17 protein-coding genes and 1 tRNA gene are annotated in these 14,915 nt (G+C 68.3%); 7 read left to right on the forward strand and 11 right to left on the reverse strand.

Features of this window, described 5'->3' with window-relative positions; translation table 11 throughout:
• Positions 1 to 17: 17 nt before the first annotated feature.
• The 4 genes from AC5P09_RS11480 to AC5P09_RS11495 all read right to left on the reverse strand — a co-directional run bounded on the left by AC5P09_RS11480 (position 18) and on the right by AC5P09_RS11495 (position 3,559).
• Positions 18 to 860, reverse strand: coding sequence for a DUF1707 SHOCT-like domain-containing protein (locus AC5P09_RS11480; protein ID WP_493873761.1), 843 nt, complete (start codon positions 858 to 860; stop codon positions 18 to 20).
• 79 nt (positions 861 to 939) lie between these two features.
• Positions 940 to 1,911 carry an ABC transporter ATP-binding protein gene (locus AC5P09_RS11485; RefSeq protein ID WP_493873762.1) on the reverse strand — a complete coding sequence of 324 codons (972 nt, stop codon included), beginning with the start codon at positions 1,909 to 1,911 and terminating at the stop codon, positions 940 to 942.
• A gap of 6 nt (positions 1,912 to 1,917) precedes the next feature.
• On the reverse strand, positions 1,918 to 2,766 hold the full coding sequence (locus AC5P09_RS11490) for an ABC transporter permease (protein ID WP_493873763.1): 849 nt from the start codon (positions 2,764 to 2,766) through the stop codon (positions 1,918 to 1,920).
• The gene (locus tag AC5P09_RS11495) at positions 2,759 to 3,559 is read right to left on the reverse strand and encodes an ABC transporter permease (protein ID WP_307675139.1); all 801 of its coding nucleotides are present in this window, start codon (positions 3,557 to 3,559) and stop codon (positions 2,759 to 2,761) included. Before AC5P09_RS11495 ends, AC5P09_RS11490 begins: the two co-directional genes overlap by 8 nt.
• A gap of 213 nt (positions 3,560 to 3,772) precedes the next feature.
• On the opposite strand from AC5P09_RS11495, the gene AC5P09_RS11500 reads away from it, so the two are divergent.
• Positions 3,773 to 6,166, forward strand: coding sequence for a transglycosylase domain-containing protein (locus tag AC5P09_RS11500; protein WP_493873764.1), 2,394 nt, complete (start codon positions 3,773 to 3,775; stop codon positions 6,164 to 6,166).
• Positions 6,167 to 6,224: 58 nt separating this feature from the next.
• Here AC5P09_RS11500 and AC5P09_RS11505 read toward each other — a convergent pair whose 3' ends face one another.
• Together AC5P09_RS11505 and AC5P09_RS11510 are read right to left on the reverse strand one after the other, a co-directional pair.
• Positions 6,225 to 6,581: a GroES family chaperonin gene (locus AC5P09_RS11505; protein ID WP_307675141.1), complete on the reverse strand. Its 357-nt coding sequence runs from the start codon at positions 6,579 to 6,581 to the stop codon at positions 6,225 to 6,227.
• 43 nt (positions 6,582 to 6,624) lie between these two features.
• Positions 6,625 to 6,954 (reverse strand): DUF3618 domain-containing protein, encoded by a 330-nt coding sequence (locus tag AC5P09_RS11510; protein WP_307675142.1) that lies wholly within the window; start codon positions 6,952 to 6,954, stop codon positions 6,625 to 6,627.
• Positions 6,955 to 7,060: 106 nt separating this feature from the next.
• On the opposite strand from AC5P09_RS11510, the gene bcp reads away from it, so the two are divergent.
• Entirely contained in the window at positions 7,061 to 7,528 is a 468-nt protein-coding gene (bcp, locus tag AC5P09_RS11515; protein WP_493873765.1) for a thioredoxin-dependent thiol peroxidase, read from the forward strand.
• Here the strand turns inward: bcp and AC5P09_RS11520 are convergent.
• Complete coding sequence (locus AC5P09_RS11520; protein ID WP_493873766.1) at positions 7,509 to 8,018, reverse strand: GNAT family N-acetyltransferase; 510 nt, start codon at positions 8,016 to 8,018, stop codon at positions 7,509 to 7,511. The genes bcp and AC5P09_RS11520 overlap by 20 nt on opposite strands.
• Positions 8,019 to 8,170: 152 nt before the next feature.
• Between AC5P09_RS11520 and AC5P09_RS11525 the strand changes: the two genes are divergently transcribed.
• The 3 genes from AC5P09_RS11525 (at position 8,171) to AC5P09_RS11535 (ending at position 9,569) form a co-directional block, all read left to right on the forward strand.
• Positions 8,171 to 8,812 (forward strand): HNH endonuclease signature motif containing protein, encoded by a 642-nt coding sequence (locus tag AC5P09_RS11525; RefSeq protein WP_493873767.1) that lies wholly within the window; start codon positions 8,171 to 8,173, stop codon positions 8,810 to 8,812.
• Positions 8,809 to 9,486 carry an HNH endonuclease gene (locus AC5P09_RS11530; protein WP_493873768.1) on the forward strand — a complete coding sequence of 226 codons (678 nt, stop codon included), beginning with the start codon at positions 8,809 to 8,811 and terminating at the stop codon, positions 9,484 to 9,486. Before AC5P09_RS11525 ends, AC5P09_RS11530 begins: the two co-directional genes overlap by 4 nt.
• Positions 9,486 to 9,569: transfer RNA gene (locus AC5P09_RS11535), tRNA-Leu, on the forward strand. The genes AC5P09_RS11530 and AC5P09_RS11535 overlap by 1 nt, the downstream gene beginning before the upstream one ends.
• A gap of 54 nt (positions 9,570 to 9,623) precedes the next feature.
• Here the strand turns inward: AC5P09_RS11535 and rdgB are convergent.
• From rdgB to AC5P09_RS11555, 4 genes are all read right to left on the reverse strand, one after another.
• The gene (rdgB, locus tag AC5P09_RS11540) at positions 9,624 to 10,226 is read right to left on the reverse strand and encodes an RdgB/HAM1 family non-canonical purine NTP pyrophosphatase (protein WP_493873769.1); all 603 of its coding nucleotides are present in this window, start codon (positions 10,224 to 10,226) and stop codon (positions 9,624 to 9,626) included.
• Between the two features lie 55 nt (positions 10,227 to 10,281).
• Complete coding sequence (locus tag AC5P09_RS11545; protein WP_493873770.1) at positions 10,282 to 10,686, reverse strand: hypothetical protein; 405 nt, start codon at positions 10,684 to 10,686, stop codon at positions 10,282 to 10,284.
• A 156-nt stretch (positions 10,687 to 10,842) separates the two neighbouring features.
• Positions 10,843 to 11,580 carry a ribonuclease PH gene (gene rph / locus AC5P09_RS11550; protein WP_307675147.1) on the reverse strand — a complete coding sequence of 246 codons (738 nt, stop codon included), beginning with the start codon at positions 11,578 to 11,580 and terminating at the stop codon, positions 10,843 to 10,845.
• Between the two features lie 94 nt (positions 11,581 to 11,674).
• Entirely contained in the window at positions 11,675 to 11,908 is a 234-nt protein-coding gene (locus tag AC5P09_RS11555) for a PTS sugar transporter subunit IIB (protein ID WP_266438963.1), read from the reverse strand.
• Positions 11,909 to 12,060: 152 nt separating this feature from the next.
• On the opposite strand from AC5P09_RS11555, the gene AC5P09_RS11560 reads away from it, so the two are divergent.
• On the forward strand, positions 12,061 to 13,398 hold the full coding sequence (locus AC5P09_RS11560; protein WP_493873771.1) for a PTS transporter subunit EIIC: 1,338 nt from the start codon (positions 12,061 to 12,063) through the stop codon (positions 13,396 to 13,398).
• 166 nt (positions 13,399 to 13,564) lie between these two features.
• On the forward strand, positions 13,565 to 14,830 hold the full coding sequence (locus AC5P09_RS11565; RefSeq protein ID WP_493873772.1) for a PTS transporter subunit EIIC: 1,266 nt from the start codon (positions 13,565 to 13,567) through the stop codon (positions 14,828 to 14,830).
• Positions 14,831 to 14,915: the final 85 nt, after the last annotated feature.

Genomic DNA, 14,915 nt, shown 5'->3' on the forward strand with positions numbered 1-14,915 from the left:
TCCGGGAGGGGCAGGGATCAGTACTCCCGGCGCCGCCGCCGGTCCCGCTCCTCCCGGCGCTCCTCGCGGCGCTCCTCCCGGCGCTCACGACTTCGGTCCCGCATCAGGTCGTGGTGGCCTTCGAGCATCCCGCGGTGGGAGTCGTGGAGGTCGTCCCGGGAGGACTCCCCCAGCTCACGCAGCGACGCCTTGCGGTCCAGTTTCTCCTGGCGGCGCTCCTCCTTCAGGCGTTGCCGCTCGGCGCGGGTGAGCTTGCGTTCCACGCCGACGCCGCCCCAGAAGGCGAAGCCCGTCACGATCACGCGCGGGGCGCCCGGGTCGCCCGGCACGCCCTCCTCGCGCTGGTCGAAGCCGCCCATGATGCCGAGGCCGCGCACGAGGACCTCGACGCCGGGCGGCACGACCACCTGCATGCCGCCCATGATGGCGATGCAGTTGATCACGACCTCGCCGTCCGCGAAGTTCGCCTCGCGCAGATCGATCTCGCCGCCGCCCCAGAAGGCGAAGCAGTTGAACCGCCTCGGCACCGTCCAGCGCCCCTTGCGCTGGAAGCCCGACATGATCGCCACGGCCCACGTCGACGACCCCTCGCCGCCGACGATCCGCCCCGCCCAACTCCCGCTCTGCGCGGGCTCCTTGGTCATCGAGATCCGAGGAGCGGGGGCGCCTCCCGGGCCGGACGGCAGGTCACGGGTGATCGGTGCGAGCTCGCCGTACGTGCGTGCCTTGTACGTCGCGTCCAGCCGTTCCCCGAACTCCTCCATGTCGAGGCGCCCCTCCGCGAGGGCGTCCCGCAGGACCTCGGCGACTCGTTCACGGTCGGCGTCGGAGGCGCGCAGCTCCGGGGCATCCTCGGTCATACCCGCCAGCCTACGAGTTCCGGGCGACGGGCACTACGGCAGCCGCGCCCGCAGCCACAGCCACAGCCACAGCCAGCCACTATGCGGTCGCCGCCCGCTCCACATACATCTTGGCGATCACGGCCTCGATGTCCGGCTCCCGCACGGACAGGTCCACCAGCGGATACTCCGCCGCGATCCGCGCCACCAGCGGCGCCGCCGACGCCGACGCCGGGAACGCCAGCCACTGCCGCGGCCCGTCCACCTTCACCACCCGCGCGGGCGGCGGCGCCTCGATCGGCGGCAGTTCGCGCTCCAGGTCGACCACCAGGATCCGCTCGCTCTCCCCCGCCTCGTGCAGACCGGTGAGCGGACCGTCGTACATCATCCGCCCGTGGTCGATGACCATCACCCGCGAGCACAACTGCTCGATGTCCTGGAGGTCGTGCGTGGTCAGCAGCACCGTCGTGCCGTTCTCGGTGTTCAACTCCCGCAGGAACTCCCGCACCTTGGCCTTCGACACGACGTCCAGCCCGATCGTCGGCTCGTCGAGGTACAGCACCTCCGGGTCGTGCAGCAGCGCCGCCGCGATGTCGCCGCGCATCCGCTGGCCGAGCGAGAGCTGACGCACCGGCACGTCCAACAACTCCCCGAGTTCGAGGAGTTCGACGAGCCGGTCGAGGTTCGCGCGGTAACGGCCGTCCGGGATACGGTACATGCGGTGCATCAGCCGGTAGGAGTCGATCAGCGGAAGGTCCCACCACAGCGTCGTACGCTGCCCGAACACCACCCCGATCCGGTGCGCCAGCCGCGACCGCTCCCGCGACGGGTCGATACCCGCGACCCGCAGCCGGCCGCCGCTCGGCGTCAGGATGCCGGTGAGCATCTTGATCGTCGTCGACTTCCCGGCACCGTTCGGTCCGATGTAACCGACCATCTCGCCGCGCGGCACGGTGAAGGAGATCGAGTCGACCGCCCGCACCTGCCGCCGCTCCCGCTTCAGGAAGCCGGTCTTCTTGCGCACGTCGAATACCTTCTCGACGCGGTCCAGTTCGATGAACGCCGTATCCATCAGTCCTCAGCTTCCCGTACTCCGATACGACCGCAGCCCTGTCCGCCACGCCAGTCCCGCCAGCGCACAGCACACGGCCGCCACCAGCGGCGACGCGAACGCCGTCCACCCCGGCAGCCCGAGCGGCAACGGCCGCCCCAACACATAGGCGGCGGGCACCCAGTTGACGAAGGCGAGCGGCAGCACGAACGTCACCCCCCGCACCAGATCCTTCGCGAAGATGGTGGGCGGATACTGCAACAACGTCGTACCGCCGTACGTGAACGCGTTCTGCACCTCGGAGGCGTCCTGCGCCACGAACTGGAACGCCGCCCCCGCCACGAACACCGCGCAGAAGATCCCGGCACCGCCCAGCACCATCACCGGCATCAGCACCAGCTTGAGCGGCGTCCACTGCAGGTCGAGCTCGACCAGCGCATAGCCCAGCACCAGCGCCCCCTGGGTCACCCGGCCGAGCCGCCGCAGCCCGAACCGGTCGGCCGCCACCTGCGCCAGCACCGGCGCCGGCCGCACGAGCAGGGTGTCGAGCGTGCCGTCGCGCACCCGGCGGCCCAGCCGGTCCATCGAACCGATCGCCAGGTCCGCGAGCCCGAAGGACACCGAGGACAGGCCGTACAGGAAGGCCACCTCGGGCAGCGGATAACCGCCGAGGGCGTCCACCTGCGAGAACATCAGCAGGATCGCGACGAAATCGAGCGCGGTCGCCGCGAAGTTGCCGACCGTGGTCATGACGAAGGAGGCCCGGTAGGCCATCGTGGAGCGGATCCACATCGCAGCGATCAGCCGGTACGTCCGCACGCCCTCCGCGAGCCGGCCGGTCGGGGCCGCCTCGGCCCGCCATCCGCCCTCAGCCACCCTGAACCACCACCCGCCGCGTCGCCATGGCCTGCACCAGCCGCCCCAGCACCAGCAGCACCACCGCCCAGCCGGCCTGGAAGACGTACGTCCGCCACGGATCCGCCTCCCCCAGCAGCACATCCGCGGGCGCCTGCAGCAGCGACGACCAGGGCAGCGCCCGTACGACCTCGCCGAGCGCCCCCGGGAAGACGTTCAGCGGGAAGATCATCCCCGAACAGAAGAACCCGACGAGCCACGCCATCTGCACCACACCCGTCCCGTCCAGCAGCCAGAACGCACTCAGCGCCACCAGAAAACGGATGCCGTAACCCACCACCATCGCGAGCACCACCGCGAACAAGAAAGCACACCAGGTCCCCACGTCACTGGGCACCGCGGCCGGAAAGACCAGCACCCCGAACGCGAACGGCACCACCCCCCGGCCCAGCAGCTGGAACACCGCCCGCCCCAAGTCGGCGGCCAGCCACCACAGTTGCAGATCCGCCGGCCGGTACAGGTCGATCGCGATGTCCCCCGTACGGATGCGCTCCATCAGCTCGTCCTCGACGCCGCCGCCCCCGATCGCCAGCGTCGACAACAGCGCCTGCCCCACCCACACGTACGTCACGGCCTGCGCCTGGTCGTACCCCCCGAGATGCGGCCGCTCCTCCCACAGCGCCAGATACGTGTAGACGAGGATCAACCCGAAGACGGTGTTCGTGAACACCCCCGCGGCCGTGGCCACCCGATACGTCGCGTACCGTCGGAAACCCCCCGCCGCGACCGCCGCGTACAACCGCGCCGTATCCACGGCACACCGCCCTCCTCGCCCGCCCGGCCCTGTTCCGACACCGAAGCGCAGGAGCCTAGTCCGCAGGCTGTGGGCCACGCCACGCATTTTCCGGGCAAGCGCGTGCCGATTGTCGGGAACGGAACGCGTGGTGCGAGAGTCTTCAACTGGGGGCGCACAAGGCGTACGAGACGTACGGGAACGTAAGACGCGAAACAGGAGTCCGTGCACGACATGAGCGACGAGCCGCAGCCGCAGCAGCCGACCCAGGGCTGGGCACCGAGAGAGCCGGAAGCGGCCGCCGAACCCGAGGGCAAGCCCAAGCGGCCCAAGCGCACCGGCTGGCGGCGGATCATCCCCACCTGGCGCATGGTGCTCGGCACCTTCGTCATCGGCGTGCTGGTCCTGGCCGGCCTGTTCTTCCTCGGCTACTCCCTGGTCAAGATCCCGGCGGCCAACGCGTTCGCCACCAAGCAGAGCAACGTCTACCTCTACGCCGACGGCAGCCAGCTCGCCCGGGACGGCGAGGTCAACCGGGAGAACGTCAGCCTCGCGCAGGTCTCCAAGGACGCCCAGCACGCCGTACTGGCCGCCGAGGACCGCGACTTCTACACCGAGTCCGCCATCGACCCCAAGGCGATGCTCCGCGCCGGGTGGAACACCGCGACCGGCAAGGGCAAGCAGTCCGGCTCCACGATCACCCAGCAGTACGTCAAGAACTACTACCTCGCGCAGGAACAGACCGTCACGCGCAAGGTGAAGGAGTTCTTCATCTCGATCAAGCTGGACCGCACCGAGACCAAGGACCAGATCCTCGAGGGCTACCTCAACACCAGCTACTTCGGCCGCAACGCCTACGGCATCCAGGCCGCCGCCCAGGCCTACTACGGCATCGACGCCACCGACCTGGACCCGGCCAAGGGCGCCTACCTCGCCGCACTGCTCAACGCGCCCAGCGAGTACGACGTCGTCGCCCACCCCGAGAACAAGGCCGCCGCCCAGGGCCGCTGGAACTACGTCCTCGACGGCATGGTCACCAAGGGCTGGATCAGCGCCTCCGAGCGGGCCGGCATGAAGTTCCCGATGCCGAAGGAAGCCACCGTCTCCACCGGCATGTCCGGACAGCGCGGCTACATCGTCGACGCGATCAAGGACTACCTCACCGAGAACAAGATCCTCGACAAGGACCAGCTCGCCGTCGGCGGCTACCGCATCACCACCACCCTGCAGAAGAGCAAGCAGGACGCCTTCGTCGACGCCGTCAACGACCAGCTGATGGACAAGCTCGACAAGAAGAACCGCAAGGTCGACACCTACGTCCGCGCCGGCGGCGCCGCCGTCGACCCGAAGACCGGCAAGGTCGTCGCCATGTACGGCGGCATCGACTACGTGAAGCAGTACACGAACAACGCCACCCGCGGCGACTTCCAGGTCGGCTCCACCTTCAAGCCGTTCGTGTTCACCTCCGCCGTCCAGAACGACTCCCAGACGCAGGACGGCCGCACGATCACCCCGAACACCATCTACGACGGCACCAACAAGCGGCCCATCGTCGGCTGGGACGGCGGCACCTACGCCCCCGAGAACGAGGACCAGGTCTCGTACGGCAACATCACCGTCCGCGAGGCCACCGACAAGTCCGTCAACTCGGTGTACGCGCAGATGGCCGTCGACGTCGGCTCCGACAAGGTCAAGGAGACCGCCATCGACCTCGGCATCCCCGCGAGCACCCCCGACCTGACCGCCTCCCCGTCCATCGCACTCGGCCCGTCCACCGCCAGCGTCCTCGACATGGCCGAGGCCTACGCCACCCTCGCCAACCACGGCAAGCACGGCACGTACACGATGATCGACAAGATCACCAAGGACGGCACGAACGCCATCGAGCTGCCGGCGAAGAAGACCAGGCAGGCCGTCAGCCGCGAAGCCGCCGACACCACCACCTCCGTCCTGCAGAGCGTCGTCGAGGGCGGCACCGCCACCGCCGCCCAGGCCGCCGGCCGCCCCGCCGCGGGCAAGACCGGCACCGCCGAGGAGGACACCGCAGCCTGGTTCGCCGGCTACACCCCCGACCTCGCCACCGTCGTCTCCGTCATGGGCCAGGACCCGGTGACGGCCGCGCACAAGTCGCTGTACGGCGCGATGGGCCTGGAGCGGATCAACGGCGGCGGGGCGCCCACCGAGATCTGGGCACAGTTCTCCAAGGCCGCCCTCAAGGGCGAGCCGGTCACCGACTTCGACCTCGAACTCCAGCCGGGCGCCGACGTGGTCCAGCCCCCCGTCACCGACGTCCCGTCCGACCCCGCCACGGGCGACGAGAACACCGGCGGCACGACGGGAGACACCACCGGCGGCCAGGACACCCAGGGCCAGACCGAGGGCCAGACCGGCGACCCCAGCACCGGCACCACCGACGGCACCACGGGAGACACGACGACCGGCGGCACGACCGGGGACACGACCACCGGCGGCACCCCGACCACGGACGGCGGCACGACCGACGGAACGACCGGAGACACCACCGGCGGCGACACGGCCACCGGCGGCACCACGGGAGACACGACCGGCGGCGACACCGGCGGCACGACGACCGGGGTAGGCCCGCAGCTCACCACAAGGAGACAGTGACCGCGCACGAAAAAGGGCTGGTGACCACGGTCACCAGCCCCTCTCCTTCGCTGCCGTTCTACAGATACAGGCCGGTCGAGTCCTCGGACCCCTCGAACCGGTCCGCGGCCACCGCGTGCAGATCACGCTCACGCATGAGCACGTAGGCGATACCCCGCACCTCCACCTCGGCCCGGTCCTCCGGATCGAACAGCACCCGGTCACCCGGCTCCACGGTCCGCACGTTCTGCCCCACCGCGACGACCTCCGCCCAGGCCAGCCGACGGCCGACGGCCGCGGTGGCCGGAATCAGAATCCCGCCACCCGAACGCCGCTCGCCCTCGCTGGCGTCCTGCCGCACGAGTACACGGTCGTGCAGCATCCGGATGGGCAGCTTGTCGTGCTGGGTACTGTGCTCGTTTCTCTTGGCGCTCACGCCACGAACCTACCTGCCTTTGCCGGCCTCGGAGGCCGGAGGGTCAGCCCTTGCGCCGCCTGGTGCTCAGGGCGAGCAGCCCCACCACCCCGACCACGACGAGCGCGACCGGCACGACCCGCTCCAGCCGGGGCGCGCCCTCCTCGTCGACGAACTGCGCCTTCACATCACTCACGGCCCGGTTGACCCCGACATAGGCCCGCCCGAGCGTGTGATCGATATTGGAGACGACCTTGGCCTTGGCATCGCCCACGATCGTCTTCGGATGCACCCGCACCCCGATCTCGTCGAGCGTGTCAGCCAGCAATTCGCGGCGGCGCTTGATGTCCGCCTCGATCTGCGCCGGGGTTCTCGTGTCCGACGTGTCCGCCACCGTACGGCCTCCGAAGTCAGCTGATGCCTGTTGCTGATGCTGTTCCGGACAGTCTGTCAGCTCAGGGCCGGAACGCACTGTCAGGACCCCCCGTTACGCTAGACCGATGAGCGAGCGACTCCAGCCCGGGGACGTGGCCCCCGCCTTCACCCTCCCCGACGCCGACGGCACCGAGGTGTCCCTGTCCGACCACAAGGGACGCAAGGTCATCGTCTACTTCTACCCGGCGGCCCTGACGCCCGGCTGCACCAAGCAGGCCTGCGACTTCACGGACAACCTCGAGCTGCTGGCCGGCGCGGGCTACGACGTCATCGGCATCTCCCCCGACAAGCCGGAGAAGCTGGCCAAGTTCCGCGAGAAGGAATCCCTGAAGATCACCCTCCTCGCCGACCCCGACAAGACCGTCACCGAGGCCTACGCCGCCTACGGCGAGAAGAAGAACTACGGCAAGGCCTACATGGGCGTCATCCGCTCCACGATCATCGTGGACGAGGAGGGCAAGGTCGAACGGGCCCTGTACAACGTCCGCGCCACCGGCCACGTGGCAAAGATCATCAAGGACTTGGGTATCTGAACGAGACCCACACATCAGGAGCCAGGTCGGGCCGCTCAGGCACCGGCCTGCGCTCCTCGCTCCACCCGTCCCCGGCAAGCTCGCCGGCCACCCGCCGCCAGAACCGAACGGCACCAGGGTTGGCGTCCTGAAAGGCGACCTCCCACTCCCCGGGATGCCGGCCGACGACCTCCCGTACGGCCCGGAGCCCCACCCCGCTCCTGCGCACTCCCCGCACGACGAAGAAGCTGTTGAGTACGCGGGTCGGCCCACTGAGCCCCCGCACGAAGGCAAACCCGACGGGATGCCCACCGAGGCTGAAGAGATACGGCGCCCAGTCGACGTCCCCTGAAAAGGCAGCCTCCAGCCGCTCACTACGGAACGTCCCGTCCGGGTTGGGCAGTTGTCCCCCGAACTCGGACAGGTCATGCCGGAAGAGCAGCCAGAGGCGTTCGACGGTGGGGCGATCGGCGGGGGTTGCTGGTCGGACGTTCAATTCTGCTGAGGTCATGAAAAAAGCCTCCCGAGCGGACAAGGGTCCGCACCTGGAAGGCCTCATCGGTGAGCATATCAACCGCCCTTACGTTCCGAGCGTGACTGTCCGATATCCGGTTCGTTACTCCGTGCGGGCCACGAACGCGTGGCCGGGATCGGAGGGGAACGATGGGGACCAGTGCGTATCCGAAGGCGCGGCTGGAGGAGGCGGCTCGGGGGGCGCGGACGTTGTCGGAGGCGTTGGGGGAGCTGGGGGTTGATCCGAATAGCTCAACGCGGAACTACATCCGTGAGCGGATGAAGAAGCTGGGGGTGGACACCTCGCACTTCGAACGCGAGGGGGGTCGGTGGACGAGAGAGGTCCTAGAAGCCGCGGTTTCGGCATCGACGAACATGTGCGAAGTACTGCGCCGTCTCGGGGTTGAGGTCGTCGGCGGGCAGCACACGCACATCAGCCGCCGGATCAAGGCGTACGGCATCGGCACCTCGCACTTCCAGGTGCCAGCCCAACGGGGCGAGGCGCTGCGTCGCCGAACGCCGGGCGAACTGCTCATCGAGCAGCCCGCAGACAACGCCCGGCGCGTCCAGAGCGATCGCCTCAGGCGGGCGATGACGAGCGTGGGCGTACCCGAGCGGTGCGCCCTGTGCCGTATCGAAGCTGTCTGGCGGGGGCACCCACTGCCCCTCGAGGTCGACCACATCGACGGCAACTGGCGGGACAACCGCGTCGAGAACCTGCGGTTCCTGTGCCCCAACTGCCACTCGACAACGGATAATTACCGCGGGCGCGGCAAGGGGCGCGCTTCATGAGCAGCGGTGTGCAGTACACCCGGGAGCGGCTGGCCGAAGCCGCAGCACGATGCTCCGACATCGAAGAGGTCATCGCCTTCTTCGGCACCCAGCCGTACGCCACACTCCGCCGCTACCTCATCCGGCGGTTCGCTCACTTCGGCATCGACATCTCGCACTTCAGCCCCTACGGCAGGCAGCGCCGCCCCACCCCCGACGACTTGCGAGCCGCAATCGCCGGATCCGACTCCATCGCGGAGGCGTTGCGCCGCCTGGAACGCCCGGACAACGGCAGGCAGCGCGCGCTGTTACGTCAGTGGGTCGCCGAAGAGGGCCTCACAACTGCGCACTTCTTGGGGCAGGCGCATCAACGAGGGAAGACTCGCCCGGACATCCTCAAGCGCCCTGAGGAGGTCCTGGTACAACACGACGGCAAGCGGCGAACCAGGACATACCTGCTACGCCGTGCTCTGTGCGAAGTCGGCGTCCCCGAAGAGTGCGCGGACTGCGGCGTCGACCCCGAGTGGCTCGGCAAGCCCATGACCCTGGAGGTCGACCACATCAACGGGGACTGGAGCGACGACCGGCGCGAGAATCTGCGGTTGCTCTGCCCCAACTGTCATGCGATCACCAGCACCTGGTGCAGGGGAGGCAACAAGCCCCGAGCGGCTCCCGGTACGATGGCAGACGGCTAGCGGCGGTGGTGCAATGGTGACACAGCAGACTTAGGATCTGTGGCCCTTGATCGGGCTTGAGGGTTCGAATCCCTTCCGCCGCACACGAACGGCCTGCGAATCGAAGGATCGATGCGCAGGCCGTTTCCGTGCGCACGTCAGCCCAACAGCTCCCGCACCACCGGCACCAACCCCCTGAACGCCTTCCCCCGATGACTGATCGCGTTCTTCTCCTCCGCGCTCATCTCGGCGCACGTCCGCGTCTCCCCCTCCGGCTGGAGGATCGGGTCGTAGCCGAAGCCGTTCGTGCCCACCGGCGAATGACGCAGCACCCCCCGCAGCTGCCCCTCAACCACCCGCTCCGTGCCGTCCGGCAGTGCGAGCGCCGCCGCACACGCGAAATGCGCGCCCCGATGCTCGTCGGCGATGTCGGAGAGCTGGGCCAGCAACAGCTCCAGGTTGGCCTTGTCGTCGCCGTGCCGGCCCGCCCAGCGGGCGGAGAAGATGCCGGGAGCGCCGTTCAGGACGTCTACGCAGAGCCCCGAGTCGTCGGCCACTGCGGGCAGGCCCGTTGCCTGGGCGAGGGCGTGGGCTTTCAGCAGGGCGTTCTCGGCGAAGGTGACGCCTGTTTCCTTGACGTCGGGGACGTCTGGGTAGGCGTCGGCGCCGACGAGGTCGTGAGGGAGGCCGGCGTCGGCGAGGATCGCGCGGAGTTCGGTGATTTTTCCGGCGTTGCGGGTGGCGAGGATCAGGCGGGTCATGGGGTCCAGTATTCCGGCCCCATGACCCTCGCCTCTCCCGGGTTTTCCGGGTGCCCTACGGCGTGCAGACCTTGGTCAGTTCGCCCGCCGCGTCCGTGACCCCGCTGAGGTCGGGGGTCGCGTCGCCGTTCTCGACCGACGTACGGACGTTGGTGACGGCCTCGCCGAGGTCGTCGACGGCCTTGTTGACGTCGGCGTTGTCGGTCTTGTCGCCTATTTCGTCGAGGTTCTTGTCGATGGCGTCGAGGGATTCCTCGAGCTGCGTCGGGTCGTTGGACGCGCTCTCCACCGCCTGCTGGAGGTCGGTGACGCTGTCGGCGATGGCGTCGGCGGTCTGGACGCAGTCCAGCGCCTTGTTCACGGCGTCGCAACCGGTGGTGAGGCCGGTCGTCAGTCCGACGGCGGCCACCGCTGCGACGATGGCGATTCGGCGACTGCGGCGGCGTCGGCTCGCGGCCATGGATCTGTTCCCTCCCGTTGGCAGGGCCCTGGGACAGTCCCCGGTCGGCCCTCATGCTGGCCGGGCGTACAGCGGTGAGCCGTACGCCCGTATCCGTAGTGACGCGAGGACGGTCGGCGGGGTTGCGCCCGGCGGCCGTCCTTCTTGGTGCGTCCTTTACTTTTCGAGGACCGTATCAAGTGCCTTGCGCTGCAGGGCGGCCAGGTCGGTGCAGCCGGTGACGGCGAGGTCGAGGAGGGCGTTGAGTTCGTCGCGTGCGAAGGGTTCGGCTTCGGCGGTGCCCTGGACCTCGACGAAGCGTCCGTCGCCGGTGCAGACGACGTTCATGTCGGTCTCGGCGCGGACGTCCTCCTCGTAGCAGAGGTCCAGGAGCGGGACTCCGCCCACGATGCCGACCGAGACCGCGCTGACCGTTCCGGTCAGGGGCTGGCGGCCGGCCTTGATCAGCTTCTTGCCCTGGGCCCAGGAGATGGCGTCGGCGAGTGCCACGTAGGCGCCGGTGATCGCTGCGGTGCGGGTGCCGCCGTCGGCCTGGAGTACGTCGCAGTCGAGGACGATGGTGTTCTCGCCGAGGGCCTTGTAGTCGATGACCGCGCGCAGGGAGCGGCCGATGAGGCGGCTGATCTCGTGGGTGCGGCCGCCGATCTTGCCGCGGACGGATTCGCGGTCGCCGCGGGTGTTGGTGGCGCGGGGGAGCATGGAGTACTCGGCGGTGACCCAGCCTTCGCCGCTGCCCTTGCGCCAGCGCGGGACGCCTTCGGTGACGGAGGCGGTGCAGAAGACCTTGGTGTCGCCGAAAGAGACGAGGACGGAGCCCTCGGCGTGCTTGCTCCAGCCGCGTTCGATGGTGACCGGGCGGAGTTGTTCGGGGGTGCGGCCGTCGATTCGAGACATGGCGTTGAGCCTAGCCGTACATGCGGAGGGGGCCCCTCCCGCGGTGGGAAGGACCCCTGAAGCGGTGAACCGGTGAACCGGTGAGCTCGTGGGCTCACATCATGTCTTCGATCTCCGTGGCGATGGGGTCGGCGTCGGTGCCGATGACGACCTGGATGGCGGTGCCCATCTTGACGACGCCGTGGGCGCCGGCGGCCTTCAGGGCGGCCTCGTCGACCTTGCCGGCGTCGATGACTTCGGTGCGCAGGCGGGTGATGCAGCCTTCGACCTCTTCGATGTTGTCGATGCCGCCGAGCCCGGCAACGATCTTCTCAGCCTTGCTGGCCATGTTGTTTCTCCCTGATCCGAACCGCTTTGTCGCAGTAACCCACAGTTGGCCCATCTTCGCCAGCGATCGTGCCGCGCGTACCGAAGGATGACGTCACAGCACCGAAATCGTCCGTAGCTGGTCTACACCACCTGACAGGCGGTCGCCAAACCATGAGTGCCGAGAACGCCGGGAGCGCCGGGGGTGCCGGGGGTGCCGGGGGTGCCGATACGGCGGTGAGTCCCGCGCGCGCTCGCTGGAACAGCGTGTTCCAGGGGTTGCAGAAGATGGGGCGCAGTCTTCAGCTCCCGATCGCGGTGCTGCCGGCCGCGGGCATCCTCAATCGTCTTGGTCAGCCTGATGTGTTCGGGGACGACGGGCTCGGCTGGACGAACGTGTCGAAGGTGATGGCGGGCGCGGGTGGTGCGCTGCTCAACGGTCAGCTTGGGCTGCCGCTGCTCTTCTGTGTCGGTGTGGCGATCGGCATGGCGAAGAAGTCGGACGGTTCGACGGCGCTCGCGGCGGTGACGGGGTTCCTCGTCTACTACACGGTGTTGCTGGAGTTCCCGGAGGACTGTCCCGAAGGGGCGAGGGCCATTCCCGACATCGGTTGTCAGGCGACGGTCGGGGGCACGGTGACGGCGTTCACCTTCCAGAATCCGGGGGTGTTCGGCGGGATCATCATGGGTCTGATGACCGCCTACTTCTGGCAGCGGTATCACCGTACGAGGCTGGTGGACTGGCTCGGTTTCTTCAATGGCCGTCGGCTGGTGCCGATCATCATGGCGTTCGTGGCGATCGCGTTCGCGGCGCTGTGTCTGTGGGTGTGGCCGCCGATCGGTGACGGCCTGGAGAACTTCAGCGACTGGCTGGACGGTCTGGAGGCGTGGGGTGCGGGCATCTTCGGTGTGGCGAACCGCGCCCTGCTGGTGATCGGGCTGCACCAGTTCCTGAACGTGCCCATCTGGTTCCAGTTCGGCACGTACACCAAGCCGGACGGCTCGGTGGTGCACGGCGACATCAACATGTTCCTGGCGGGCGACCCGGACGCGGGTCAGTTCACCTCGGGCTTCTTCCCGATCATGATGTTCGCGCTGCCTGCGGCGGCGCTGGCGATCACGCACTGTGCGAGGCCGAGCCGGCGCAAGGAGGTCGGCGGTCTGATGCTGTCGGTGGCGCTGACGTCGTTCGTCACGGGGATCACCGAGCCGATCGAGTACTCGTTCCTGTTCGTCGCGCCGTTGTTGTACGTGGTGCACGCACTGCTGACGGGTGTGTCGATGGCGGTGACGTGGGCGCTGGGGGTGCACGACGGGTTCAGTTTCTCGGCCGGGTTGATCGACTACGTCATCAACTGGAATCTGGCGACGAGACCGTGGGCGATCATTCCGATCGGACTGTGCTTCGCGGTCGTGTACTACGTGATCTTCCGGTTGGCGATCACGAGGTTCGATCTGAAGACTCCGGGCAGGGAGCCGGAGGAGGAGGTCGAGGACACGACGAAGGCGTAGCCGGTTCGTCACAGAGAATCGCGGGTTCCTTATCCGCCCTTCACCGTGCTACAACAGGTCTACACCACTGAGTGGTGTAGACCATGCGGTGTTTCCGCGTGGCAAAGAGACGCCGCCGTCCCCCTTCACGTGTCCCCGGGCGGCGCCATGCCCTCTGGAGGAAGTTGTGACCACGGCCAGCGCCGCTCCCGCGGCCGACAAGAAGAAGGGCGCGGGCGTGATGGCTGTCATGCAGCGTATCGGCCGCAGCCTGATGCTGCCGGTGGCCGTCCTGCCCGCCGCCGCTCTCCTGGTCCGCCTCGGCAACACCGACATGCTGGGACGCCCGGAGTTCCCCGCGTTCATCACGAAGATCGCCGGTTTCATGGCGGCCGGCGGCAACGCGATCCTCGACAACATGGCGCTGCTGTTCGCCGTGGGTATCGCGATCGGCTTCGCCAAGAAGTCGGACGGCTCGACGGCCCTCGCGGCCGTCGTCGGCTACCTGGTCTTCAAGAACGTACTCGCCACGTTCACCGACAAGAACCTTCCGCAGGTGGCGACGGCCGTCGACGGCAAGGTCGTCATGGTGGACGCCCCGGTGGACGCCAAGGTCCTCGGCGGTGTGGTGATGGGCATCGTGGTGGCCCTGCTGTACCAGAAGCTGTACCGGACCAAGCTGCCGGACTGGGCGGGCTTCTTCGGCGGCCGTCGTCTGGTCCCGATCGTGTCGGCCTTCGCGGGTCTGGTCATCGGCATCGTCTTCGGTTACATCTGGCCGGTCCTCGGCACGGGTCTGCACAACTTCGGCGAGTGGCTGGTCGGTTCGGGCGCGGTGGGCGCCGGCATCTTCGGTGTCGCCAACCGTGCGCTGATCCCGATCGGCATGCACCACCTGCTGAACTCGTTCCCGTGGTTCCAGGCGGGCGAGTACGAGGGCAAGAGCGGCGACATCGGCCGCTTCCTGGCCGGTGACCCGACGGCGGGCCAGTTCATGACCGGCTTCTTCCCGATCATGATGTTCGCGCTGCCGGCTGCCTGTCTGGCGATCGTGCACTGTGCCCGTCCGGAGCGTCGCAAGGTCGTCGGCGGCATGATGTTCTCCCTCGCGCTGACGTCGTTCGTCACCGGTGTGACCGAGCCGATCGAGTTCACGTTCATGTTCATCGCGCCGGTCCTGTACGGGATCCACGCGGTCCTCACCGGTGTCTCGATGGCCCTGACCTGGGCGCTCGGTATGAAGGACGGCTTCGGCTTCTCGGCCGGCGCGGTGGACTACTTCCTGAACCTGGGCATCGCGACCAACCCGCTCGGCCTGGCCGTGGTGGGCTTGTGCTTCGCGGTGGTCTACTACGTCGTCTTCCGCTTCGCGATCATCAAGTTCAATCTGCCGACACCGGGCCGCGAGTCCGACGAGGAACTGGCGGAACTGCAGAAGGCGGAGGCCAAGTAGGCCGTAAGCCCCTCTCGCACACAGGACGGCCCCCGGAGCGCCAGGCTCCGGGGGCCGTCCGCCGTACAGGGCACTCTGACCTCGT

The organism is Streptomyces sp. a15, from assembly GCF_059026085.1.